19 protein-coding genes are annotated in these 25,584 nt (G+C 41.3%); 5 read left to right on the top strand and 14 right to left on the bottom strand.

Annotated elements, in window-relative coordinates; all coding sequences use genetic code 11:
• A partial coding sequence (locus tag Q1Q15_RS23555) for a hypothetical protein (protein WP_300465101.1) occupies window positions 1-563 on the bottom strand: 563 nt, incomplete at its 3' end.
• 1,242 nt (window positions 564-1,805) lie between these two features.
• Between Q1Q15_RS23555 and Q1Q15_RS23560 the strand changes: the two genes are divergently transcribed.
• Window positions 1,806-4,859 carry a S8 family serine peptidase gene (locus tag Q1Q15_RS23560; RefSeq protein ID WP_300465102.1) on the top strand — a complete coding sequence of 1,018 codons (3,054 nt, stop codon included), beginning with the start codon at window positions 1,806-1,808 and terminating at the stop codon, window positions 4,857-4,859.
• Between the two features lie 1,187 nt (window positions 4,860-6,046).
• Here the strand turns inward: Q1Q15_RS23560 and Q1Q15_RS23565 are convergent.
• The 13 genes from Q1Q15_RS23565 to Q1Q15_RS23625 all read right to left on the bottom strand — a co-directional run bounded on the left by Q1Q15_RS23565 (window position 6,047) and on the right by Q1Q15_RS23625 (window position 18,675).
• On the bottom strand, window positions 6,047-6,727 hold the full coding sequence (locus Q1Q15_RS23565) for a class I SAM-dependent methyltransferase (RefSeq protein WP_300465103.1): 681 nt from the start codon (window positions 6,725-6,727) through the stop codon (window positions 6,047-6,049).
• A 95-nt stretch (window positions 6,728-6,822) separates the two neighbouring features.
• Complete coding sequence (locus tag Q1Q15_RS23570) at window positions 6,823-7,839, bottom strand: class I SAM-dependent methyltransferase (protein ID WP_300465104.1); 1,017 nt, start codon at window positions 7,837-7,839, stop codon at window positions 6,823-6,825.
• A gap of 138 nt (window positions 7,840-7,977) precedes the next feature.
• On the bottom strand, window positions 7,978-9,006 hold the full coding sequence (locus Q1Q15_RS23575; RefSeq protein ID WP_363321040.1) for an SAM-dependent methyltransferase: 1,029 nt from the start codon (window positions 9,004-9,006) through the stop codon (window positions 7,978-7,980).
• A 115-nt stretch (window positions 9,007-9,121) separates the two neighbouring features.
• Window positions 9,122-9,328 carry a hypothetical protein gene (locus tag Q1Q15_RS23580; protein WP_300465105.1) on the bottom strand — a complete coding sequence of 69 codons (207 nt, stop codon included), beginning with the start codon at window positions 9,326-9,328 and terminating at the stop codon, window positions 9,122-9,124.
• Between the two features lie 115 nt (window positions 9,329-9,443).
• Entirely contained in the window at window positions 9,444-10,025 is a 582-nt protein-coding gene (locus tag Q1Q15_RS23585; RefSeq protein WP_300465106.1) for a GNAT family N-acetyltransferase, read from the bottom strand.
• Between the two features lie 77 nt (window positions 10,026-10,102).
• Window positions 10,103-10,963 (bottom strand): methyltransferase domain-containing protein, encoded by an 861-nt coding sequence (locus Q1Q15_RS23590; RefSeq protein ID WP_300465107.1) that lies wholly within the window; start codon window positions 10,961-10,963, stop codon window positions 10,103-10,105.
• 163 nt (window positions 10,964-11,126) lie between these two features.
• On the bottom strand, window positions 11,127-11,633 hold the full coding sequence (locus Q1Q15_RS23595; protein ID WP_300465108.1) for a hypothetical protein: 507 nt from the start codon (window positions 11,631-11,633) through the stop codon (window positions 11,127-11,129).
• 63 nt (window positions 11,634-11,696) lie between these two features.
• Window positions 11,697-14,981 carry an efflux RND transporter permease subunit gene (locus Q1Q15_RS23600; protein WP_300465109.1) on the bottom strand — a complete coding sequence of 1,095 codons (3,285 nt, stop codon included), beginning with the start codon at window positions 14,979-14,981 and terminating at the stop codon, window positions 11,697-11,699.
• Window positions 14,978-16,132, bottom strand: a complete 1,155-nt coding sequence (locus Q1Q15_RS23605) for an efflux RND transporter periplasmic adaptor subunit (protein WP_300465110.1) — start codon at window positions 16,130-16,132, stop codon at window positions 14,978-14,980. The genes Q1Q15_RS23600 and Q1Q15_RS23605 overlap by 4 nt, the downstream gene beginning before the upstream one ends.
• A gap of 68 nt (window positions 16,133-16,200) precedes the next feature.
• Complete coding sequence (locus Q1Q15_RS23610; RefSeq protein WP_300465111.1) at window positions 16,201-16,872, bottom strand: 4Fe-4S binding protein; 672 nt, start codon at window positions 16,870-16,872, stop codon at window positions 16,201-16,203.
• A 554-nt stretch (window positions 16,873-17,426) separates the two neighbouring features.
• The gene (locus Q1Q15_RS23615; protein ID WP_300465112.1) at window positions 17,427-17,702 is read right to left on the bottom strand and encodes a hypothetical protein; all 276 of its coding nucleotides are present in this window, start codon (window positions 17,700-17,702) and stop codon (window positions 17,427-17,429) included.
• Window positions 17,703-17,912: 210 nt separating this feature from the next.
• Entirely contained in the window at window positions 17,913-18,131 is a 219-nt protein-coding gene (locus Q1Q15_RS23620) for a biotin/lipoyl-binding protein (protein ID WP_300465113.1), read from the bottom strand.
• A gap of 316 nt (window positions 18,132-18,447) precedes the next feature.
• Window positions 18,448-18,675, bottom strand: coding sequence for a hypothetical protein (locus Q1Q15_RS23625; protein WP_300465114.1), 228 nt, complete (start codon window positions 18,673-18,675; stop codon window positions 18,448-18,450).
• A gap of 652 nt (window positions 18,676-19,327) precedes the next feature.
• Here Q1Q15_RS23625 and Q1Q15_RS23630 point away from each other — a divergent pair.
• The 4 genes from Q1Q15_RS23630 to Q1Q15_RS23645 all read left to right on the top strand — a co-directional run bounded on the left by Q1Q15_RS23630 (window position 19,328) and on the right by Q1Q15_RS23645 (window position 25,513).
• Window positions 19,328-21,616: a LuxR C-terminal-related transcriptional regulator gene (locus tag Q1Q15_RS23630; protein WP_300465115.1), complete on the top strand. Its 2,289-nt coding sequence runs from the start codon at window positions 19,328-19,330 to the stop codon at window positions 21,614-21,616.
• A 441-nt stretch (window positions 21,617-22,057) separates the two neighbouring features.
• On the top strand, window positions 22,058-22,480 hold the full coding sequence (locus Q1Q15_RS23635; RefSeq protein ID WP_300465116.1) for a hypothetical protein: 423 nt from the start codon (window positions 22,058-22,060) through the stop codon (window positions 22,478-22,480).
• Window positions 22,481-22,504: 24 nt separating this feature from the next.
• Window positions 22,505-23,392: a SpoIIE family protein phosphatase gene (locus tag Q1Q15_RS23640; protein ID WP_300465117.1), complete on the top strand. Its 888-nt coding sequence runs from the start codon at window positions 22,505-22,507 to the stop codon at window positions 23,390-23,392.
• A gap of 777 nt (window positions 23,393-24,169) precedes the next feature.
• The gene (locus Q1Q15_RS23645) at window positions 24,170-25,513 is read left to right on the top strand and encodes a hypothetical protein (protein WP_300465118.1); all 1,344 of its coding nucleotides are present in this window, start codon (window positions 24,170-24,172) and stop codon (window positions 25,511-25,513) included.
• Window positions 25,514-25,584 lie beyond the last annotated feature (71 nt).

The raw sequence follows: 25,584 nt of genomic DNA on the forward strand, positions 1-25,584 counted from the left end.
TCAGGAGTGAAAAAAACTGGTCTTGGTGTAGTTTTTGACCAAGATAAAAGAATGGCTTTTTCTTTGAGTTTTATATCACAAACACAGATATTGGCAATTTCATTAATTCTGGCCCCAGTTTCACACATCAATCGAACAAGCAGATGATTCCGGATATGATTGATCTTAAACATGTAAGTTTTACATTTTGCAATATCTTCTCCAGAGAACCATCTTTTTTCATGTTTCAAATCGAAGGCTTGTTTGTCTTGCCGAGGGATCTTGTATGTGTGCTTGATATGATGCCCATGGAAAGTGAATAGTAGTTTTGTGATGGTCAAATAAGATTGAATCGTGTGTGCTGATACTTTTTTGTCCCGGAGAAACCCACCAAACCTGTCCATATGGTCCGTAAATTTTTCATTGAGATTGTCGATTCTCTGTTCTTCGCAAAAAGGTAAGAGTTTTTTTCTGATGACAGCATTATATAATGCTTTTGTGCTGTCAGCCAAAGCCATAGTATTCTGAGATTCAAAATACTGGTTAATCTGACTTTCAACTTCCGGTAAATGTGAAATAGACATTTTATGCCCCCTTGATATGTGGGTTGTTATTATGGCACTGTAGATATGTCAGTATCTTTCAGGGCCGGTCTATTTGCACAATTAAAGATTTTTCATCAGAAATAAAAGTAAGTCCAACTTTTTTTAAAAGACCGCCAAAATGGAATGAATATATTAAAAATTACATTAAAGGATTGGCTTGTAACAGCGATTGAGGCTCATATAGTGGAATCAAAATTTCAAAATTGAAAAATATTTATAGACTACATATTGGGGTTCCCGAATCTTGTCTGGACTAAGTCTTTAAAATACAAGTGCACATCCTGATGGACCACAACCATACATTTTTCGGGGCTCAATACAGAATCTGTAATCTTGATTCATCCTGCTCCAGACTCCCGTTACCGGGTTGGCCTGCAGATTTCACTACAGATCTGTCGGCTTGGCTTTGATCTAGTGGGACTTTCTTAACCTTTTACACCAGAGGAAGGTGAGCAATTTCACCTAATCACACACTGGGTAACAATATCGAGTTTCTAAGACCCTATGTCTTATCCCATCGATCTGGGTTTAGCTCGGTGCGAGCATGTTCGTTGTTGTAAATTATTTTTTTAAGTATGTGTCAAACAGAAACCCCTTTCCATTCCCTTTCCCTCTTCAGGACAAAAAACGACGGGTTCATTATTGTTTTTGAGGTTCATGTTTAATCCTTAAAGTGATGTTTTGGGGGCCAAAAACATGATCTAAGGTCTTGTATGTAATTTTTTTCACAAAACAATGAAATCATTTACGCAATAGTTAATTTTTTTCATAGGAAAAAAAATATCCTAAATATCTGTAAATTCTTTAAATCGTGCCATTGGAGAGATATAAAAAAAATGTTGTTTTTGCATGAAAATTGCAAGCAATAAACTGGGGCCTTAACATGGGTATGATCCTTAGAGTGCATTTAGCTTTTCATATGACTTCTTCTCTATTCTTTAGGTTTGTATGAGTAACTGACTATTTCCAGAAAAATGCAATCACTTTATTAAGTCAATCGACAGAATTAACTCAAACTGCCTTCACAAATTATTCGATTTATTGCCCTTTTTGCTGGGAAATTCTCTTATTCTTCGCAGCTTTCTCCATGTTTTGGATTGGTCATCGGTTTTGTTGAACGAAATTGATATATCGGGCAGTAAAACCCGGGAATATTCAATTATACCGTTCTGCAACGCTATTATATTAATAATATATTTTAAAAAAATGAGGAGAGGACAAATGAAGGAAAGAATCATTTCCATAATTACTTTAACTTTATTCCTATTTGCATCCATTCTAACCGTCGCTCAGGCGGCTGATCCTAAAAGTGAGACTGGCAATCTCGAGAGTATACTCAAAAAAAATGGGAAGCCGATAGTTTATTTTGTGTTGATGGCCCAGGATCCGGCAATTGCATATGAAGGAAGTATATCAGGTCTTAAAGCAACTAAACCCGGAAAGGGAAAAAAGATAAATCCCAGAAGTGCACACGTAAAGAAATACAGGAATTTTCTTACCGCCAGACATGACGCAGTGTTGAAGGCTGCCAATGTTAAACACAATAAGAAAATCTATGATTACAGTGTTGCCCTCAACGGGTTTGCTGCTCAACTTAGTCCCGATCAGGCTGATGCGCTTGCCAAGCAGCCGGATGTTGTACTGGTCCGACCGGATGTAATTCGATACAAGACCACAGACAATGCAGCAACATATCTCGGAATTACTGATCCCGGCGGCTTATGGGATAAAAACATCAACGGTGAAGACATTATCGTTGGTGTAATCGATACCGGGATATGGCCGGAACATCCCAGTTTTGAAGACGATGGCAGTTACTCGCCATTGCCGTTAACTCTTGATGGCAGTGTTACCAGTCCGTGTGACTTTGGAAATACGGCCCATAATCCTGGTGATGCACCATTTGAATGCAACAACAAACTGATAGGGGCCCGCCAGATGTTGGCCACTTACAGATTTTTTATGGGCGCAGATTCGGATGAGTTCGACTCTGCCCGGGACGATGACGGCCATGGAACTCATACTGCATCCACAGCCGGAGGCAATCAGGATATAGGGGCAGGCATCTACGGTATCCCCAGGGGCTATGTTTCAGGCATTGCACCACGAGCCCGGATTATTGCATACAAAGGGCTAGGCGAGTTGGGCGGCTTTGGTTCCGATTTGGCTGCAGCCATTGATCAGGCCGTAGCCGACGGTGTGGATGTAATCAACTATTCTGTTGGGGGCGGCGCCAGCCTAACAGGTGCAGATGATATAGCATTTTTGTTTGCCGCAGATGCCGGGGTCTTCGTTGCCACTTCAGCCGGCAACAGCGGTCCTGGTGCCGGAAGCATCGGTGGACCGGCATCTGTCCCCTGGCTGACATCCGTCGGAGCCAGCACCCAGGATCGTGCTTTCATCAGTGAAATCACCTTAAATGGCCCTGAAGGGAGTGAACCACCAACCGATCTCTGGGGCGGATCTGTCACTCCAGGTATTGAGAACTACAACCTGGTTGATGCCGAAGGTAAAGCAGGTGATGTGACTGGAGAATGCTTAACACCCTTCCCATCAGGGGCATTTCAACCTGATGATTGCGTGTTATGTAACCAGTATAATTTCGGGATTTCCCGTTCCCAACGGGTGTTAAATGTTGCAGCCGGAGGCGGAGGCGCAGTCATTTTTCATAATTCACCCGGTGTGAACATGACACCCACGGATAACCATCCCCTGCCTGCGGTTCACATGCTTCATGGTGTAGGTAATCCTTTAAAAGCCTATCTATCTGATAATCCGGGTCAAGTGACGGTAAGTTTTACTACGGGCGACACCACATTTGCAAACGACGATTTACGCGTGGTGCCGAACATGATGGCCTCCTTCAGCTCACGAGGACCGGATCCCGTGGCAGAGGAGATCATCAAACCCGACGTGACGGCACCAGGAGTTAATATACTTGCAGGAGCAAGCCCCATGCACGTAAATCCAGCGGTCCAGGGGGAATACTTCCAATCTATAATGGGCACATCCATGTCCAGCCCGGTGGTGGCAGGAATCTTCGCCCTGCTCAAACAGGCACACCCAGATTGGACACCAGCCATGGCCAAATCCGCCTTGATGACTACGGCTCACCAGAATGTTTTGAAGGAAGACGGGATAACATCCGCTGACCCGTTTGACATGGGCGCGGGTCATGTTAACCCAGAAGGTCCGGCCAATAAGGGATCTATGTTAGAACCAGGCCTTGCGTATCATGCAGGACTCTTCGAGTACGCTGCATTCACCTGTGGTGAAAAGCTGGGCGTATTTACACCGGGAAGTTGCGATTTCCTCATTTCGATCGGCATTCCAACGGAAGCCTACAATCTCAACCTACCCTCAATCGGGATTGCTGAACTAGCCGGCAGTGTAACAATAACCCGAGCCGTAACCAGTGTAACCAAGGAAAATGGCTGGAGGAATTTCACAGTTTCAGTAGAAGTGCCTTCGGGTTTTGAAGCAACGGTATCACCGTCTGAAATCCGATTGAAAAAAGGCCAGACAGCCACATACCAATTGACACTGACCAATGTTGGAGCACCAATTGGCGAATGGCGTTTCGGATCACTGACCTGGAAAGACAAATCCGATCATTACAATGTGTACAGTCCCATTGCAGTCCGTGCCTCCCTGTTTGAAGCGCCGGCTGTCATCACCGGAAGCGGTGAGATGGGTTCAACCAATTTTGATGTGAGTTTCGGCTACACAGGTGTGTATTCTGCAGCCGCCCACGGCCTGGAACCTGCCACGGTGACTTCAGATAATGTGGTGCAGGACCCGGACCAGAACTTCGATCCGAGTGATGGATTCAGCAAGGAACACCAGTTTAGCTTGACCGGTGCGGCATTCTTCCGGATTGCCATACCGCCTGAAGCCACAGAACCGGATGCCGATCTGGACATATTTGTATATGATCCGAGTAATAATCTGGTGGCAACAAGTACCAGCGGAGGGACAGATGAACTCATCGATATCTCCCAGCCCGTGGATGGCATCTGGAGCGTATATGTGCACGGATGGGCAGCAACAGGCGGCGATTCGGATTATGATATGTACACCTGGGTTCTATCGGCGACCCCCGGTGGCAACCTCAGCATCGATGCAGCGCCCAACTCAGCTTTGCTTGGCGTAACAGATACCATTGATCTGAGTTGGACTGGTGCAACTCTCGGAGAATGGCACATCGGTGCCGTTTCTCATACCGGCGATACAGGATTAATGGGGATGACTTTGATAGAAGTAAACAACAGATAACAATAATCAATACAGCGTATCAAAACTCCTGCTGATTTAAAATTTCTTTGCTCTAATCGGCAGGGGTTTTCTATTTATTAATACCAGTCATTAGATTTTTTTTGATATCAGTCTTTTACTTCAATACCGATCTCACGCACTGTTTTGTTTCAAAATGATAACAATCACGGTGCATTGCCCAAGCATAGAAAATAAATTTTTACCCAACAATCTTCTCATCCATTGAGAATCATATGTTTTCAACATTGAAAAAAATTAATCATGACCCAGAATAATTTTATATTTGGCAATGCAATGTGTTGTCAAGGAATTGCGAAGGAAATTATTAGAAAACTGCTTTCGAAACTAAAAAAAGTTTCTATTTGATAATTTTAAATTTTCAAAAAACAGAACTAATCTTCGAGAGTAGCGGTATTATCTGTTAGGAGTCAAATTCCCAAATTTACCGAGTGCTTCTTCCACCAGTCCGGATTTTTAAAATTATAGCAGGATACAAGATTTGGTATGAACTGGTTTATCAATATCAGATTTAAAATTCAACTTTACGAGAAAATTCAAAATCAAATTTTTCAAGATGCCGTTAAATTTTATTGGAGATTCATTTTACAGCAGTCCAAACCCTGGCAAATCTTTTTTTCAAAAATCAGCAACTATAAATTTGTTATATTATAAAAATTAGTACGGGGAAATGGCCGGGGATGATGTCCTCTGCCCATATAATTGAGTTATAATCTCAAAGCTGAAAAAGCCCTATATACCATATGTGGGGTGCCTAAATTTTACCTGGGCTGCGTCTTTAAAATACCAGTACACGCCGTCGATTTCCAGCCGAAACCCCATATAGATAGACATATTGTGGGGTCGGCTTTTCCTCAAATTCATGTCTCTTTTTGTTTAGAAAAATTCGTGGATGCAACAGGTATCATTTATAAATCTGGCCCATGAAAAAGCTCCGCATGTAACAATCATGCATAAGACCTTCAATTCTCGGAATACATCCAGTATACCTGAGTCTACAGGGGGGCTGAAAAGTTGTGACAGGGAAAATAATGTGCAAATCGACAAGACGGAGAAAAAGCCGGCTGAAAGCCCCGTGTATTGCTTGTGTTTGACTATACCATACCCGGGCGGCCTATGTATTTGGCACCCCCTCTCAACGTTGAACCAGGGCCAGGTTCGAAAGATAATTATTGTTGACCGCAACCACCCATTCTTTTCACAAGGTATATCCCACAATCGGATCGATCTGGATCACTTTCGATAGAGGCCACTACGCTTTCATATTGCGCTAGTTTTTTGAAATCTGAGGCATTGCCGTGTGCATCGCGGTAGGCTATTATACGATCTTTGAGTGGGGCACCGTAGTCTGTCCACCAAGAATGTTTTGGCAGAATATATTCGCCCATCAGCTTGAAGCCAAACTCAGGGAGTCTAATTTTAGTGCTTTCCAACCAAAAGATAGTTTCGTGCATAACAAGGTATCCATTTGGTTTTAGCAACCGCCGGCACTCCACAAAGCTTTTGGACGCATCCAACAAATGAAATACCCCTTCCTCCCAAATAATGTCGAAGCAGTTGTCATCAAATTTATTGCCAAAAAGGGAAACATGAATAACCTTGATACAGTCGCCGGCGTTGGCTTGGTCGATGCGCTTTTGCAACCTGGAAACCGCGGAGGGGTCGGTGTCTATGCCGACCACCTCGCCACCGCTGAGGCGAGCCAGTTCAATGGTTTGTTGTCCCGGGCCGCAACCGATGTTCAAAATCCTTGGCTGTTCCAGCAAAGGGAGTCGTCTGTATGCCAATCGGGTATGCTTTAGGAAACGCCCGCGCAATTCCTCGACATTCAATGTCTTATCAATATTCATCAGTGGTTCCAATTATACCAAGTCAGTATGCGATCTCTAACTCCCTGGCTATCAGGTAAGGGTCGCCTTTGGCCCGAATCCATGTTTAGCCAGAGTTATCCCTTATAAGCGGCTATTCCCAAAAATGAGCTTCCTGGCATGAATTGATGAATGTTGATTTTAGACAAACCACATTGTTTCAAAAGTGATTTTATTCCATCTATGTCCGGAAGAGGATTCAGACCTTTTAAAGAGTTATTAACAACATTTAGGTTCGCTGCACTAACGTCCTTCCCATTACTATGAAAATTCATCACAATCACTAAAATACCGTTAGGGGCTAACCGTTGGCAAAGATTTTTCACCAAATCAACACGAGCTTCTTCTTTGAAATAGTAGAGTATATTTATTAGTGAAATCAGATCGAAAGGAGCGTTCCTATTAGAAAAGCTGGATATATTTCCATGATGAATTTCAAATTTCTCTGCCAGCCCCCATTTTTTAATGTTGTCTTTCGCTTGATTAACAACTGCTTCATCAATGTCCAAGCCGATTCCGTTTACATTATTGTTAAGCTCATAAACACTACGTAAAAAGAAGCCGGAACCACACCCCACATCTAATACTGACATATGATTTTTGCCACGCACAAGTGATGCAAGGAAATCCTTTATGATTGGCTCTGTCATTTTCGAAAATCTGGCAATTATCTCTCCAATTTCATCAAGATCATCACCAAGGTCTTCCCCATACATCCGTGCAGCCGCGTTTTTATACGCATCGCTGTAATATGTGACGCTTGCCTGTATGATAGCTGAAAGCATATCTCCGTTTACACCTACAACAGCTTTAGATCTTTTCCCTTTGATAAAAAATTTATCATTTTTAACTGCTAATTCTTTTGAAGCGAGTCCTACATCTAAAAGCGCATCAAAAAGTTCCAGTCGCTTTATTTGTAATTTATCAACCAAAGTACTTCTACTGCGTGGCTGGCTCAAAGCTCTCAATAAGCCCGATTCATAGGCGGCAAAGATGAAATTTATTCTTACGGATGCCTGCCAATCTTTCATAAGGGGATATAAGCCAGGTATTTTCAAAATACGTAGAAATGAAAGAGTATATCTTAAATCCATTAATTTTCTCCTCAAATTTGCAAAAACATGATCATGAATATCCTCATTTGCACCCAGTGCATTTATCATTGTTGATATAAATCACAAGTCTTCCTTAAAGTGCTGTTTAGAGGCGTTCATTGTCATATTTTAATGCAGTTACAATTTTTCAGCCTCAACAATACAGTAAAATGGTTCGATATCCAGTTTTTCACCGAACTGGTTAATTTCTAAAATTTTTAATCCACATTCAATTAAAAATGATTCAACTGCTGCTTTAGAGTTCTTTGACATAGCTATTCCAAATTTCCAGGGTTCTCCTCTTTTTTCTATTACTTTCATTTGCCTTTTAACAATTTTTGAATATTCACCTGAACTAAATTCCTTGGAATAAAAGTCTTGGGCGATGATACTCCCTTCAGCACATAAATCCGCCATTTCCCTGAGTGTTTTCTTGACAATATCGGCGTCTAAATACAATGAAACGCTTTGCCAGAGGAACAAGGTCTTTTTTGTTTTGTCAAACCCGGCTTCCAATAGTTTATCAACCCAGGATTCGTTTGAATGATCAACCGGGATATAGGTGATCCAGTGATGTTTTATGCCTGCTTTTTGCAATGTTTCAGTTTTAACATGGAGTGTATTCACCTGATCGAGTTCAAAAACTTTAACGTTTTTTTCTTTGGTATATTTTAAAGCAATTAAATCAAAACCAGCTCCGGGAATGACAATCTGCTCCATTTCATCAACATATTTTTCCATTATCCTGTCGAAAATGAGCACCCGACGGGCTGCAGTGGAAATAAAGTTTTCTTCACCCGGTCTGGATATTTTTCCAAACCTGGTGGTGAACCCAAATAGCCGCTGGGAAATGATAAGAGCACCAAAAATCGACAACAGACCAAAATGCGATTCACATGGAAAATTTTTTATAAATGCAATAGAACGTGTATCCGGTCTAGTGTCAAAATAATGCATGAACCACCTGTATTGAAGCGCTTTAATTGCCGAGAAGGAGACACCCAGTTTTTTGCTTTTTTCCATTCCTTTGTAAATCCCAACGATTAGTCCAATAACAGCAAAAGGAATGAAGATGATTTGTAACGGTACATAAAGGATGATTTGAAACAATTTAATAAAGAAACTCATAATTCCGAAAAACTTCTTTTGTGTATTGTTATCGGTCATTTTTACTTGTTAGGCTCCTCTTTTAATTTGCGATATTTTTCTGCATTTCATATGAGTGTGAACCCATTTTAAAAATGAAGATTACCTTCGATATGATAAGTACAACTTCGATCTTTTACTGCAGCGGAATATCAAGCTCTTTGCTGATCTCAATTGATAACTTTAAAAAAGTGGATCTGATTTCGTCAAGCCAGTCTGAAATAATCATATCATTTTGGGCCGGGCTGCCATGAACTATAATCTTATCATCTGCCGGTATCATACTGAGAAGCCCTGACAGGCTTGAGATCTGTTTCGTTATTTCTTCTTGATGCGGGTTCATTTTATTTCTCCCACTATTTTGTCATTGTTTCTTGAATATATCCGAAATACATCTTTACTGAGATTTCTTTTTTCCAGCTATCATTTATCTTGCCAAAGCAATGATGAAAAGCCATCTAAAACTGTGAAGGCCGCAGCATGTATCGGTTTTTAACATTGAATATGTCAGATTCCGAAATGACTTTGAAACCGAATTTTTCATAAAACCGTACATTTTTATCCACATCGGTTTCAAGGTATGCGTCTGCCCTGCAGGCATCCGCTTCCATGCAGAAACGTTTCATTAACATGGAGCCGATACCCTGCCCCTGATGAGAGGGCAGCACGCCAATCGGCCCAAGATGCCAGTGTTGATTTTTGGGTTCGTGACGCGCCCACTCTGTATGCCAGACAGCCTTGCGCCATTCAATATCACTTTCATCTTCCGGGTCTTTGGGATCGTCCACCGGTTTAAACCCCTCGCATGACTTCATCCGCATCACCCCGACAATTTGCTCTTTCTCCTTTGCCAGAAAAATAATCCCGGGCAACTGGGTAAAAAGTCCTTTAAACATTTTTTCAATTTCCCGGCGTTCATTTTCACCTTTGCCCAGCAGAACAGCCATATGGAGACTGGCATCAAGCATGGCAATGCTCAGCACTCTTGCCGACTCCTGGACGTCATTTTTTTCCATCAATGAAATATGATATTTCTTCATGTTTCCTCCTACTGCATTATAATTACAAGAATTGAACTCAATGGTTCGGCTTCTAATCACAGTTGAATCAATTGCGATTATGGGTGTCTCCCTATAACCTCCATCATTGGCGAACCGAAAAAAAATGTGTCAGGGTCTTTTGAACGTGCCTCCCACTCTGCGAGAAACTTTTCAGATACGCTGTTAGCAAGGAAACCTTCTTTCACGAGGACAGGTAAATGATCACGGAACAGTGCATCTGGCCAGAGCCATTCCTGTGTGGTTGCTCGAACTGCTTTAACGGTGACCTTAATCTCCACGTTTAGTCCGGCAGAGCGGAGTAATCCTGGAAGATCGTTACCAATTTCCGGGTTGCAGCCAGATCCGCCCGTTACGGCTTTGATAAGAGCCTCTGCTATTTCAGGTAAATGTTGGCTTTTAGGGTGAACATAAATATGACGGAAATTACATAACTCGGTGAGCGCACAAACGCCTCCGGGCCGAAGCCACTTTGCCATACGACCAATCAACGACCTCACCTTTTCCTCGGGGAGATACATTAGCACCCACCGGCCGTAAACACCATCCACGCTTTCTTCTTGGAGATCAAATGTTTCCAGGTTGGCTGTTATTGTCTCAATATTAGAAAGACATAAGGATTTGGCTTGTGCCTTCAATAGCGGGAGTGAGCGTTCTCCATCTCGATCTACGGCAATAACTTTCCCCTCCGATCCGACAATTTGTGCCAAATCGAAAGTTGTATATCCCGGGCCACAACCGAGATCAACAAGAGTTCCACCGGTTCTAAATCCAGCCCGGGAGAGGAAGCGTTGGTTTTCTTTGGTCCAGACTTGATGCTGATACTTTAGACGCTCTAATTCCTCGTGAGTATAACCGAAGCGGTATTTGTCAGTTCCGTTTTTAGATGCGACTGTATCATTTTTTATTTTCTCACCCATCGTACTGCCTTTTCGCCCTTATGACCTGATATTATAGTATTTTAGGTGAATGAGTATAAATTGAAGCTTCATTGTTGTTAATCCTTTCTTTTGTTTTATGATATTCTATTGGAATTGTAGTAAATTCATACCACGCTTTGTGCATGCGTGAACACTAACCACCCTATATCATAGTTGTTTTAATGTTCAGGAATATTTTTATACCTTCTTTTTTATCCATCCCCATACCAAAAGAAACAGCACCCCCTTTTATCCCTATAATTTTTTCAACAGATTTAAAATCGGTATACTGCACCCATCTTTTGGCATCTGGGCTGAGATAAATCATTATGTTTTTAGCCAATTTTTCTTTATTCGCCATGCTCATAGACGAGATGCTTTTAGCGGTCATATCTATCTGTTTGTTTAATCTGAAATATATCTTTTGCTTGAGAATAAGATCTATTTTTTCACTGACTAACTCAACTAAATGGCTGTCCAAGGTCATTCTCAGAGGGATAATGTCTCCTTTATTCATGTAGACAATATAGTCTGATATATTTTCAATGGTCCCTACTTGAGTGTAGTGGATCGTTTGCTCAGGCTTGTATTCCTGATTGATTATTCCTGGCTTTGCACAACCGGTAATTAAAATTAGTATCATTGAAAGGCCGAATAACTTGGTGTTCATGGATAAGCTCCTCGTATATTAATTTTGCCGGTTTATCATTTTTTAAATGAATACCTGTCAACTTCATATTTCTCTTTTCTTCAGATTGTTGGTGCTTTGCCCGGTCCATGTAAAAAAGGGGCCGCCTGTTGCTTTCAGGTAGACTGTTTTCAATTCTTCAATCAAAGCGTAAAGAACAGGCACAACCACCAATGTTAACAAAGTGGCAACCATAAGTCCGAAGATGACAATAATTGCCATTGATCGCCACCACTCGCTGGATTCGGAAACTGTAGAAAATGCCATGACATGAAAATCATAACTGACACCGGTCACCATGGGCAGCAGGCCCAAAATAGTTGTGACCGCCGTCAGCAGAACCGGTCTCAAGCGGGTTGCGCCGGCTGAGATTACAGCATCCAACATATTCATACCGTTGTTACGAAGTCTATTGGTATAATCAATTAATACGATGGCATTATTTACTACAACCCCGGCCAAAGAAATTACGCCCACACCGGCCATGATAATACCAAATGGTGATTTGATCACGGCAAGTCCCCAGAATGCACCACCCAAAGAAAGAATAACCGATGTAAGGATAATTATGGGCTGGACAACCGAATTAAACAGCGTCACCAGTATCAAGAATATCAGGAACAATGCTATTTTGAATGCATTTGTTAAAAATGCCTCAGATTCTTTTTGATCGTCTTTTTCTCCGGTAAATTTAATTTGATACCCAGGTGGGATATCAAGATTTTCAAATAGTTTTTCTGCCTTCATCCGGGCAACCGTGCCAGTGGTTTTTGTATCATCGACATTGGCCTTTACCGTAACCGTACGATTGTGATTTTTGCGTATAATATCCCCCAGGGTGCTTCTATATTCAATTTTGGCAAGAGTGGTTAAAGGCACTATTTGGCCGGCTGGCGCAGGTATCATCAATTTGAGAAGAACATCTGCCGCTTTTCTATCGGATTTTGGAAGGGTCACAGTAATATCGTAATCATCATCCCCTTCATAATAGGTTGAAACTTCCAGACCGTTGTATGCCGTTTTCAAAGCATTTCCAATCGCAGATGTGGTCAGGCCGAATAAAGCCGTCTTTTGACGATCAATTTTTACCTGGACGCTTGGAAAACCGCCCTGGTAGTCATCCCTGACATCTTTAACATGGGGAATTGTTTCAATGATACCTTTAATCTGTGAGGCAAGTCTGCTTAAGATTTTAAAATTGTTGCCTGATATTTCAATATTGACGGGTGGGCCTGTGCGCGGCCCTCCCTGCTGCTCATCTACAGTAATGCTGACCCCGGCAATATGAGAGACTCGTTTTCTGATTTCCTCAAGATCTTCTTTCGTTGGGGATTTTCTGTCTTCAAATCTTAAGAATTGAAGACCAATATGATTGGGCAAATTATTGTCAAAAGTAGATCCGCCGGCATTCTGAACCGCTTTGGTGTATATATGTTCAATATTATTGATATCACTGGGAGCCGTGAACCGCTCTCCCCTTGCGGTCTCTTTTTCAAAAGGAACCATAGCATTTTCATAGCCATGAGCGGTTTTCCCGGTGATGGCGGCTTCAATCTCTTTGATGGTCCGATCAATGTAATCCAGATCTGCGCCTACTGAGGGATCAATGTTAACATAGGCCGAGCCCGGATCAAGCGGTGGGAAAAGTTCAATCGGTTTTTCAATACCTACCTGCAGAAACCATGTCATTATTAAGATGATAAGAATCCCCACTGCACCAACCAAGACAGTGATTTTATAATTCAATGCCGTGCTTAATACATTCACATAAGCTTTTAAAACAGGTCCTTTGATTTCAATCGGCTTCTCACCTTTTTTTTCGATTTCATCTGCACTTAATTTGTTCCTGTTTTTTTCGTTGTTGGATTTCATAAAAAATACAGATAAAGCAGGATTAATCACCATGGCCACAAAAAGAGAGGAAGAGAGTGTAATAATCAACGTAATAGGCAGATACTTCATAAACTCACCCATAATACCGGGCCAGGCAATCATCGGGAAAAAACCAGCCAGTGTGGTTATGGTAGATCCGATAACAGGCCATGCAACCTCTTCTGTACCTTTTATGGCGGCCTCAACTTTCGGCACCCCCTGCTGAATATACCGGTATATATTTTCAATAATAACAATTGCATTGTCCACCAGCATACCTAACGCAAGCGTCAGGGAGAAAAGGACGACCACATTGAGTGTATGACCCAGGGCCTGGAGAACCGTAAAAGAGATGAACATTGAAAATGGAATGGCGAGTCCGACCAGGATGGCATTGCGAAAGCCTAAAAAGAGAAACAGGATCACGATGACCAGCAGCAAACCTGATATGATATTGTTTTCCAGATCGGTCACCATCATCCGTATGTCCTTTGCCTTATCCATTAATTTGGTGACCGTTGTGCTGTTTGGAAAACGATGCTGGGCATTTTTAACAATTTCGTCCACTTTATCCGCAATAAATATGATATTCTCGCCCACCCGTTTTTTAACCGAAATGGTGATTGAATCAACGCCGTTAAGACGGGATATTGATGTTGCTTCTTTTATGCCGTCAGTTACAGCAGCAACGTCTTTCAGATATATAGGATTCCCTTTATGTGTCGCAACAACAAGGGTGAGGATCTCTTCCGGTGTTTCAAATTCTCCAGGTACTTTTAATTGATAACGTCCGTCTCCCAAGGTTATGGCTCCGCCTGAAGTGTTCTGATTTTCACTGGCGATCGACTGTTGCAAAGATGTGATGGGTATCCGAAAATAGGCAAGTTTATCCGGATCAATCTCAATCCGGATTTCCCTGTCCCTGCCGCCGATGACGTCAACCTCCAGCACACCGGGAACCGCTTCGATTTCATCTTTTAGATCATCAGCCAGTTTTTTGAGCACAGCAGGTTCTGCAGGGCCGGCAAGTGAATAAACCACAATCGGCATTTCGGAAATATTGACCTCAAAAACTGCCGGATCGTTTTCAAGGTCACCGGGCAGGTCATTTTTTGCCTCATCTACTTTATCTTTGACTTTGGTCAAAACTTCATCAATATCTGTGCCAGGTAAAAATTCGATATTGATCTGTGACACCCCTTGAGAACTGATTGAGCTGATATTTTTAACCCGGTCTAATCCTTTTAGTTTTTTTTCGATTTTAAGCGTAATACTGGTTTCAATATCCATGGCAGAGACACCGCGGTAATCTGTCTGAACAAAAACAAAGGGGATGGTGATATCCGGCTCGTTTTCTCGTGGCAGCATTTTATACGAGCGAATGCCCATGAATATAATGATAAATGCAAGTATCAGGACCGAAATTCGGTTTTTAATGGCAACGTCGGATACAATCATCTGGACAATTCCTCAAAGTTATCGATAATTTTAGTCACATTTACCTGATTCCCATTTTCTATAAACCTGTGGCCGACCACCACCACATGATCGTTCGGTTTTACCCCTTTTTTTATCTGGGTTTTCCATCCGGCCATAAATCCGGCTTGAACAGGCCTGAATTGAACGTTTCCATCTTTTTCAACAAAGATACCAATTTGGTTGTTATGATTTACTATGGCATACATTGGGACGGCCAAACCTTCGGGATCTTGGGTTTTAACAATGTTAACCCGTGCAAACATATCAGGCAGAATCTTCATCTCTGGATTTTCTATTCGGATTTCAAGCGTGTATAAGCGGGCGAACGAATCAGCTGTTTTATGCAGGTGATGGAAATATCCTGTGTATTTTTTCCCGTCCAGAGCATCTATAACCATTTCAAATGAATTCAGTTTTCTAACCGCATCTACATCCGATTCAGGGATGCCGACCTCAACCTTGAGTTTATCGATCCTAAGTATTTTAGCAACCGGGTCACCAGAATTCAAAAACGATCCATTTTCGATATGTATTGTGTCAATGATGCCTTCCATGGGAGAATAAATGGCGCAGCGGTCCAGGCGTAGTCGTGCGTTGTCAAAGTTTGCTTTAGTTGTTTTAAGGCGTGCAACAGCATCATCAAGCTGGGATTGTGTGGCAAATTTTTTCTTTACCAGTGCGGCCAGCCGTTTCTCACTGGCTTTTGCTGTCTCATATGAGGCCAGGGCGCTATTATATGCATTTCGGTAATCCCTTTTATCGATGATGGCTAAAATATCTCCTTTTTTTACCTGTTGTCCCTCCTTTACCTTTTTATTAATTATTCTACCCCGGATTTCAGCCACGACTTCAAGGGAAATCCAGGGCTTTGCAACACCGGGCAGGCTGATAACGTCTCTGATCATGGTGGGTTTAATCTTCATGGTTACAACATTGGTCAACGATTTTTGCAATTGTTCACCATGAGACTGCTGCTGAACTAATTCAGCTTTTTTAGCTTTTATTTTTGACGTGAGAATGAATGTGAACACCAGTATTAAAATGACAGTTGTACAAAACGGTATTATTGTCAAAAAAAAACCAGCCATTTTTTGTAAAAATGTTTTTTTAAAGGATATCTGGATGTCCATGTTAAACCTCATGAATACTTAATATGATTTTCTGGTTACCTGCTGCTCATAGTTTATTCAGTTTGTCGTCATAAATATTCAGGCTTTCGCAGTGCCATCGATGTTGCCTCGACAGGGCAAACCGTGACACAAAGACCACAGCCAATGCATGCATCCGCATTGTAATTCATTTGTTCATTTTCGAAGACGCGGGCACCGAAAGCGCACCTCTCAACACATTCACCACAATGCATGCAGTTCTCAGAACCGGTCACGGCGACATATTCCGAATGGACCAGCAAATCTTTCCGTTCAAACAGCTTCACGATCTGCAGGTCATGGCAGCAACATGGACAGCAACTGCACAATGCAAAAATTTCATGATCCGGACGGTATAGGCTCAGATGAATCAGTCCGCTTTGATTGGCTTTGGTTAAAATATTGGCCGCCTCTATTAAATCAACATAACGTGCGCTTTTATCGGATACGGCCTTATCTCCCGATTCATTCAGAAGGAAGCAAACCTCCAAGGGCTTATCACACCGCTTATAATGAGTCCGGCAGGCACAGTTCTGAACTGCCACTGTTTTTGCATCGCGAAGGATCGACATCACCTGCTCTGTCGGGAGCACCCACTGTTTGGTGTTCAAAGATTCTGAGACTGGCAACACTCTTGAGGAATACGATATTTGCCCCTTGCCTAACCATTTGTCGTATTTGGCAAGGTACTTTTCTAAGTAAGGATCAATGTGATTTTCCATTTGATTTACCCCCATTTGGCAGTCCGAGTTAATTTGACTTGTTATGCAATTGTGGTTTCATTTTCGACAAGTTCTTTGACTTTACGACCAATACTCGAAATTGAAAAAATTTTGTCATCATTTGATATCCCTTTTCTTGGCACAACCTTGTGACTAAGCGGGAATCCAAATTCCCAATAAAGCCGCTATTGAATTTGCCTTATCAATCTTCCTTTCGTTTTGCATTTATGTTGTTTCCAAAGATTGATTTGATAAAAAAATGCAAGCCGGAAAAACAATATGACAGAAACACATGTGACGTCATGCAGCGCTGCTGCGAATTTAATAAACGCTTAAATTCTGTGTCCACTTCATCATTATCTATCTGCGTAAATACCTGTCGGAGGTCAGGATGCTGTAAAAATAAATATAAGCGTTCCGTAAGATTCCTCTTTTTGTATTCTTCTATGATGGTTTGAACTGAAGGCATATTTTTTTCCTCCTATGGCGCTGTATTTTCTGTTTTGGGGTTTTAATCCCCAGAGGTTGTCTTGCCCTTATATTTCCAGTTAAGATCAACACTGTCTCCAAACTGTGTAATAAACTTGGCCGAGTTCTTTCAATGCGGCAGCAAGACGTTGGCCTAAAGGGCTTTCCCCGGCTCTCGATTTTTCCTCATTGTGAAACAAAACAATGCAAATATCGGTCTCTATATTTTCCCCATGAAATAACCTGATATCATCGTTCCCGGCGCTTCTTACAACATCGGCCATCAGGTCCTGCATGGTTTTAGCCAGTGCCTCTGCGTTACCGCCAGTCGATCGCAACATGATCACTTCTGACCATTTCATAAGATTATTCTTTCAGCAGCCTCTGGAGCCTCGAAAACCATGGGGCATTTACTCTTAGAATGAACGAACGAAATCTATGCAGCGATTTGTTATCAGATCCTACCCGGAAGCGTACCGGCTGCAAGTGTCGGGCGCTCCGTACTTCAGCTAAAATTTCTGCTTGTCTCTGCCGGATCAGAATTCTCAGAAAATAGTCGTTCATAATATGCCTCATAGATCCCCGTGAACCTTAACAGCCTCATCTACCTGAGATTGAGTAACAAACTTCTTTTTTGCCAATGCCGTAACTCGCTTTTTTGTTTTCAAAGCAGAGTCATGTGCGGATTTTGCCGATGCGTATTCGTTCTGGTAATCTCTCGGATCAATCATCGCCAGCAGATCTCCTTTTTTTACCCAGCCGCCAGATTCCACTATTTTTTTTAACGGCAACCCCTTTGACCTGGGACATTACGTCAAGGGTAATCCATGGGGAAGCCACGCCGGGAAACTTCACGACGTTCTTTAGTTGGGAAGGTATAACCTCAAAGGTCACAACACTTATTGGTGTGGCCTCTATCTTCAGTTCACGAACCTTTTTTCCGTTTACTGCTGATTTTTTAGCCGAAATCTGTCGAGTCATAATAAAAATGAGAGATACTCTTAATACCAGAATGCAAGCAAAGTAAACTGACTTTAAAAAAAAATTAACGATTGATCGGGTCATTTTATTTGAAATTGATGACGTTTTTAACATCTCGACCTTCCTTTACTTGTTAATACGGTTAACGGAAATCAAGGGTAAACCAAGGTTGTGGATACGATTGAGAATGCCAAGGAGCGCCGATTGATCGGAAATTTCAATGCTTAATCTGGTTTTGGCATTTTCCGATCCGACAATACGTCCTTCAAACCAGTTTGACCAAGTTCTATCAAGTCGTCCATATACTTCAATCTCGTATGTTGATGGTCCATGCCATGGTGATTGTTTTGTCATTGCAGCAATCCTTGGGTTTTGTTTTTTTACGAAGATTAATCCGGATTGCGAATAGAAACATCCCCCCAAAGGATGATATTTAAGTATGATTATTAAGGAGCTGTTAATGAACGAAAAAGATAATCGTATTGATCTAAACTTCCTGATTTGATATCCAATCTACAGAAATTGGTAAAATACACAGGGAGTGATGCTTATTCATAAAGCGGTGTATCAACCCTGAAAAAGATCAATTCAGGAGACTGCTGTCATCAAAACCCAATTTAAAAAACATCCTCTGTTATCTACAAAACTTTACGTCCCTAAAGCCGGGCCTGACCTGGTACCTCGAGATGAATTAATAGATCGTTTCAACAAAGGTATTGCAAATAAAACACTGACGATTATATCAGCACCGCCCGGTTTTGGAAAAACAACCTTGTTAAGCGAATGGTCCGCCCAGACAAAATATAGAGTTGCATTTGTATCCTTGGACAGCGGCGATAATGATTTGACAAGTTTTATACAATATGTTTCAGCTGCTTTTCAAACGGTCCATGAAACGATCGGAAAAACAGCTGACATCCTGAACAAAAGTCTTCAGCAGCCTCCCCTGGAATTGATAATGACAAGCCTGATACGGGAGATAATAGAGATACCGGGTGACTCTGTTTTGATTCTTGAGGACTATCATTGCATAAGCCAAGAGCAGATCCATAAAGCAGTCACGTTTGTGATCAGCCATATGCCGGAGAACCTGCATTTGGTTGTTTCCACCCGTATTGATCCGGCCATACCCATGGCCAATCTCAGAGCAAAAAATGAGCTGAACGAGTTCCGTGCGTCTGATCTCTGCTTCTCTTTTGAAGATGCATTCGTGCTGTTTAATGACATAATGAGTCTTAACCTTCCAAACAAGCATATTCAAATGCTTGAATCCCTCACGGAAGGATGGGTTGCAGGGTTAAAACTTGCCGCACTGTCCATGCGGGATAGTGAAAATATCGATGACGCTATCTACGCATTTGCCGGTGATGACCGCCACATTGTGGACTATCTAACAGAAGAGGTCCTGAACCTTCAGCCAGAACATATCCGGCAATTTTTATATCAGACTGCTATTTTAAAACGATTGTCAGAATCGCTTTGCAATGCTGTTACCAAAAGGAAAGACAGTCAGAAGATTCTGGAGTATCTGGAAAAAGAGAATCTCTTTATTGTTCCGCTTGACAATAAACGAAATTGGTATCGCTATCATCACCTGTTTGCCGATCTATTGCTCGCCCGTGCCGGACAATCAGGCGAATATGATGTGGTCGCCCTGCATGAACGGGCCTGTGAATGGTTTGCACAAAACGAGTTTTTGGTTGATGCGATTGAGCACGCGTTGTCTGTCAATAATTATGAAACAGCCGCGCAGTTAATAGAACAGCATGCCACCGAACTGCTGACCCGCGGGGAGATGAACCTTCTTTTGAAATGGGTTAAGATGCTTCCGGAACACGTGGTCAGTCGGCGTCCCTGGTTCAGTGTCCATCACGCTTGGATTCTGGTATTTGCAGGGGACCTGGACAAAGCAGAAGCTCTTTTGAATGGTGCAGAAACGCTTGGCAAAAAAAGAAAATCGACTGCTGAAGATAGGGATTTGATCGGCTCTAAAGCAGCCATAAGATCCTATATATCGGTAATTCGGGGAGAATTCTTAAAGGCAGATCAATTTGCACAAACAGCAGAAAAAAAACTGTCCCAAACTAATCATTTTGTGCACAGCGTTGTTCATTGGGGTCTTGGAATGTCCCAACGTGCATGCGGCTGGTTGAGTAAAGCAGAGAACTCTTTTACCGAAGTGGTCAAGAGGGGCGACAAGATAGCCAATATCTGGACCATCATAACAGGCTTGACAGATTTGGCTCTGGTTCACCAGGCGCGAGGGGAAATATCAAAGGCTGTTGCCGTTTATCAAAAGGCGTTGAACAAAGCTGTTGAGAAAGGAGGGCAGGAATTTGGATACATGGCACGCCTGGAAGCAGGACTGGCTGATGCATTGTGTGAGCAAAACAGGTTAAAGGAAGCGCTGCAGCATATAAATCAAAGTATCCAAAAACTGGATAAATGGATGAATGCCAATCATTTTGTATATTCATACAATGTTTTATCGCGAATCCTGCAGGGGCAGGGTAAATTTTTTAAAAGTATGGAAGCCTTAAACAAGGTAGAGAAAGTAATACACAAATCGCCTGTTGTGATCGGGCTTCAGATCGCACATCAAAAAAACAGAATCAGACAATGGACAGCTGCCAATGAAGCCGGTGCTATCGAAACGTGGATTAAGGAAATGGGGATGGACAGCGGTCGTGACATGGATTTAGCAGGAGCTCCGGAGAGGAACAGATCCTTTCTCGCCGTCTTGGCCGGGGCACTCCTTGCGATTGACAGGCCCGATGACGCTTTGAAACTGTTGCAATCGCTCATTGAATACACTGAGAAAGGGGAAAAAATTTATGATTTGATTGAACTTTATATTTTCCAGGCGTTAGCATTTAAAGCTAAAAACAGACAGGAAAGGTCTTTAAAATCTCTACACGAAAGCCTTAAACTTGCTGAACCAGGTGGTTGTGTTCGTATTTTCTTAGATCAGGGAGTGCCTATGGAAAGGTTGTTAGAAAAAATCCTTGATATAAAAACCGATGTCTCAGCAAACTATATAAAAAGTCTCATTACTGCATTCAGATTGAGTAGCATTATCAATGTCAAGGATGAATTGGTTGAGCAGCTGACCAATCGCGAGATGGAAGTTTTACAGCATATTGCTGCAGGACTAACAAACAAAGAAATCACCCAAGCGCTTTTTATCTCACTGGCTACGGTTAAAACCCATACAAAAAACATATACAATAAATTCAATGTCCATAATCGCATCCATGCGATTAAAAAGGCAAAAGAGATAGGCCTCCTGCACTGATGACTACAATATGTCCGTTTTAGTCCTGATTTAAAAAATCATCCCAGAAAATCATCCTTTCGGGCGATTTCAGTATTTATTGAATAGCTTACTATCATTCCCAAAAAAGAAATTTGGCAATGGGAAAATATGATGTTTGGCATGGTCCGCCTTATTATCAAATATAGGTGAAAGGCCATCCTTGAAGCCAATGGTTAAATTAGCTTGATGGGGGTAACAATCGTATCCGTGAGCGCCGCAAAGAAACAAACCGGTCAGGTATCAGACCAATCCGTTATACAAGGATTGTTAGTTCGCGTGCGAGCTTTTTGTAAACCTTTAATTTTTATCGAGCGTGATGAATCCAAATAAAAAACTCGCTGTTTGTAAATAAAATAATTAGGAATTGAGCAAGATTTTTAAATTAATAATAATAGCGTTACCCAAGGAGAGGCGATATGATTGCTGAATGAACCCTATTTTATCCTTTTTTTCAATGTTATCTCATGGGCGGTCATCGCCCTTGTTTATGTTTGGCTGGGCATGCCAGCTATACTCAAGGTAAGTCTGGCAACAGGTTTGATCACCATTGCTCTGGCGTTTTTCTGGACTGAATTTGCAAACCAGAGTAATCTTATACCAATTTTTTTCCCTGATGGCGGATTAAACAAAGTTACCGGTTTATGGGCGGTTGGGCTTAAAGCGCGATTAGGTGCCCTGGTGTCCGCTGTATCTATTGTTCCGCTCACCTTTATTCATCTGACAATTATCAAATTCCGGGCACTTCAGGATGCAGGAGAATTGAGTGATGCAGATATGCTGGTCCTTCTTCAAAACATTATTTCCATGGAAAGCCTGGTCTTTGTAGTCATTGCCGCTCTATAGTCCTTTATTTTTTTTAAAACCATTATGCGGCCGATGAAAGGTATCACCCATGCGCTCACCCGAGTGATAAAAGGAGATTTAAACGCTAAAACACCCATCTATGCCAAAGATGAGATTGGGTTTGCCGGCGAAACCCTGAATATTATGACCGATGGCTTAAAAGAAAGAGAAAGACTGAAGCAATCCATTTCAATTGCCCAGGAGATTCAACAGATTTTGCTGCCAGGCAAGAATCCTCAGGTGCCAGGCCTGGATATTGCGGGTAAAAATATCTATTGTGAAGAAACAGGTGGGGATTATTATGATTTTTTAAACATCGGAGAACAAAAGACTGGCATCGTTATCGGTGACGTCAGCGGCCATGGGATCGGCTCTGCTCTATTCATGTCAATGGCCAGGGCACTTTTAAGATCGAGGTCCAAGAAACCGGGTTCATTGTCAGAAATTGTGGGCGATGTAAACCATGAGCTCACCAATGATTTGGAAAATTCTGGTCAGTTCATGACGCTTTTCTATTTAATCATCGATCAAGCATCTCAATGTTTGCGATGGGTCCGTGCCGGGCATGATCCTGTCATCGTATTTGAAGCTCAAACAAACTCTTTTAGTGAACTGAAAGGTTCTGGAATTCCGCTGGGTGTGAATGCCGATTTTAAATACCAGGAGGAGACAGAAAAAGGACTTAAAAAAGATCAGATTATATTAATCGGAACAGATGGCCTCTGGGAAGCCAGGAGATGCGATGATCAAATGTTTGGAAAAGAACCCATCTATAATTTGCTTAAGAAGAGTTCCCACCTACCAGCAAAACAAATCTTGGATACAGTTATAGAAGAGTTATATAGTTTTCATGATGGTCTTGAACCTGCTGACGATATCACTTTAGTTGTGATTAAAACAAAATCAGATTAATTAAACATTTTTCTAAAATCTCAATCTATTTGTGTCCGTAAAGTATAATTCATCCTACATTCAAATAATATTATTCTATCTGAAATGAGTAATGCCAAGGTCAACAATAATGGTATTATCGAACAGGAGTCAAATTTCCCAATTAACTGAGCGCTTCTTTCACCAGTCCGGTTTTTTTAAATTTTTTCCAAATACCACATTTGGTAGAGACAATTTTTTTATACTTGGACTTTAAAATCAATTATATGGGAATGGGGAAAATCAAATTGAATAAGACTCCATTGTTGTATATTGGAGACCAAGTTGATTCTGGTTCAGGCTTGGAAAAATATTTTTCCAGAAGCTGCCAAAATATTTTTGATATATTATCAACTTTAATCTATAAGAATGGCTATCAGCATTACCAAGGGCTTATAAACTTGATTTGAAATTTCAAAACTGAAAAAATATCATACACAACATGTGGGGTTATCGAAAAGTTTATCAGTACTGAGCCCTATGAATACTAAAGCCCGCCCTCGGATTCTGAGTCACCCTGAGAACTGGAAAAAGAAGTCAACGCTTTTTGTTTAAGGTAGAAAAAGAGACGGCTGATGTCATAAGTCATAGATAGTATCTATCGATTTTGAGTTTTGAGGCGACTCAAATCGTCAAACATTTTAAGATAAACATTGACAAGAAACATTCGTTTTAATAGTAGTTACGAGTTCAAAGCACTTGATAGAACTTGGCACGATCACTATGCTGTAATACACCCGATAATATTAGGAACTCAGAATGTTACGCTCATCAATCGCTGCGCTTTTTATAATTCTTTTCGTCAGTAATAATCCTACTAAGGCAACCGAATCAGAAGATTTTATAAACAATTTATTTATACTCGAGCTTGAAAGTAAGATTGCAAATGTTGTTGTCGAACAATCTTTAAAGCACGTCATAAGCAAAGACCTTGCTTCTGCTATAATTCTTGATAAGAGCGCCAGAGAAATATTAGACGATGCTATTAAAATTTCCGACACCTCCATTCAAGACATCCTATTAGATTCAGCCATAGTTGAGGAAATGGCTGCCAATAGGACCCTTGATTCCGCAGCTAAAATTGAAAAAATAAAGAATCTTGTTATGCAAAGTGGGTTTGACATTTTTTCAATGGGAGTAAATGCTTATGGTATCGGTCAAAACATAGGGGCACTTTGGAATGGAGACGGAAGTTGGATTGAAAATACGGCGGGGCTAAGCTCAAACGTTCTTTCTTTAGCATTAACATCGACATCTTTAGCATCAAGAATTCCATCGAGCGCATGGGCAAGTTCCTGGGCAAAGATTGGTTTTGCAGATATTCTTACAAATAGCGCTGCTTATAAAAATGTTAACACTATATTACTTTATGGGCAAATCTACTCGTGGTTATATTCGTATATGCGTAATAATGAAATTGATACAATTAAGACTAATTTGATCAAGGCTCAAAAGACTGTTCAATTTGATAGAAAATTACAAATGGACAAATTAGTAAACATTTTGCGGCTTAAAATTCAAACGACTCCTCTCTCGACGTTAGGGCGTGGAGAAATTATCGATGTTTTGGAAGATTATTTGATTTTAACAGATGATAGGTTTGATTCAGACCTTATACTTTGGGAACGTTTTCTTGCGCGCTCAAATAACGCCACTTATCTTTTAAACGAATTTGGTGTTGATAATTTTGACTCACTCTCATCTATTGAACGTATGCACATTGCGTTGGATTCTCTATCGGAAATGGCTGTTCGTGAAGATTTGCGATTTATAGATAATTTGCAAGATTCAGTTAATAACGGATTTAACTTCAGTGATATTCTAGCTGGAGCATTCCAAGGTAGTAGTGCTTACAAAATTCTTAATGTTGAAGATTTAAAAGCAACGATGATGCCTTGCTATGAATCTGCTTCCTCTGACTGTTCAACCTATGAATACTATAAATATTTTTTTAGGAACGAGTTTAACAGTGCTCTCGCCTCGATGTGTATAGATCGTCTTGCAGTTGTCGGACAGATAATAGAGGCTCTTCAAAAAGACATAAAAGTATCTCAAGCCTTACAACTATTAACAGGCGATATGTTAAGCAGCGCGCTAAATTAAACAAATGAAGTACGAAATTTTCAAAATAAATTGACCATTCTGAAAAAATATCAGATTAAATGAGACTCAGG

This window comes from Desulfobacula sp., assembly GCF_030145145.1.
Classification (GTDB): domain Bacteria; phylum Desulfobacterota; class Desulfobacteria; order Desulfobacterales; family Desulfobacteraceae; genus Desulfobacula.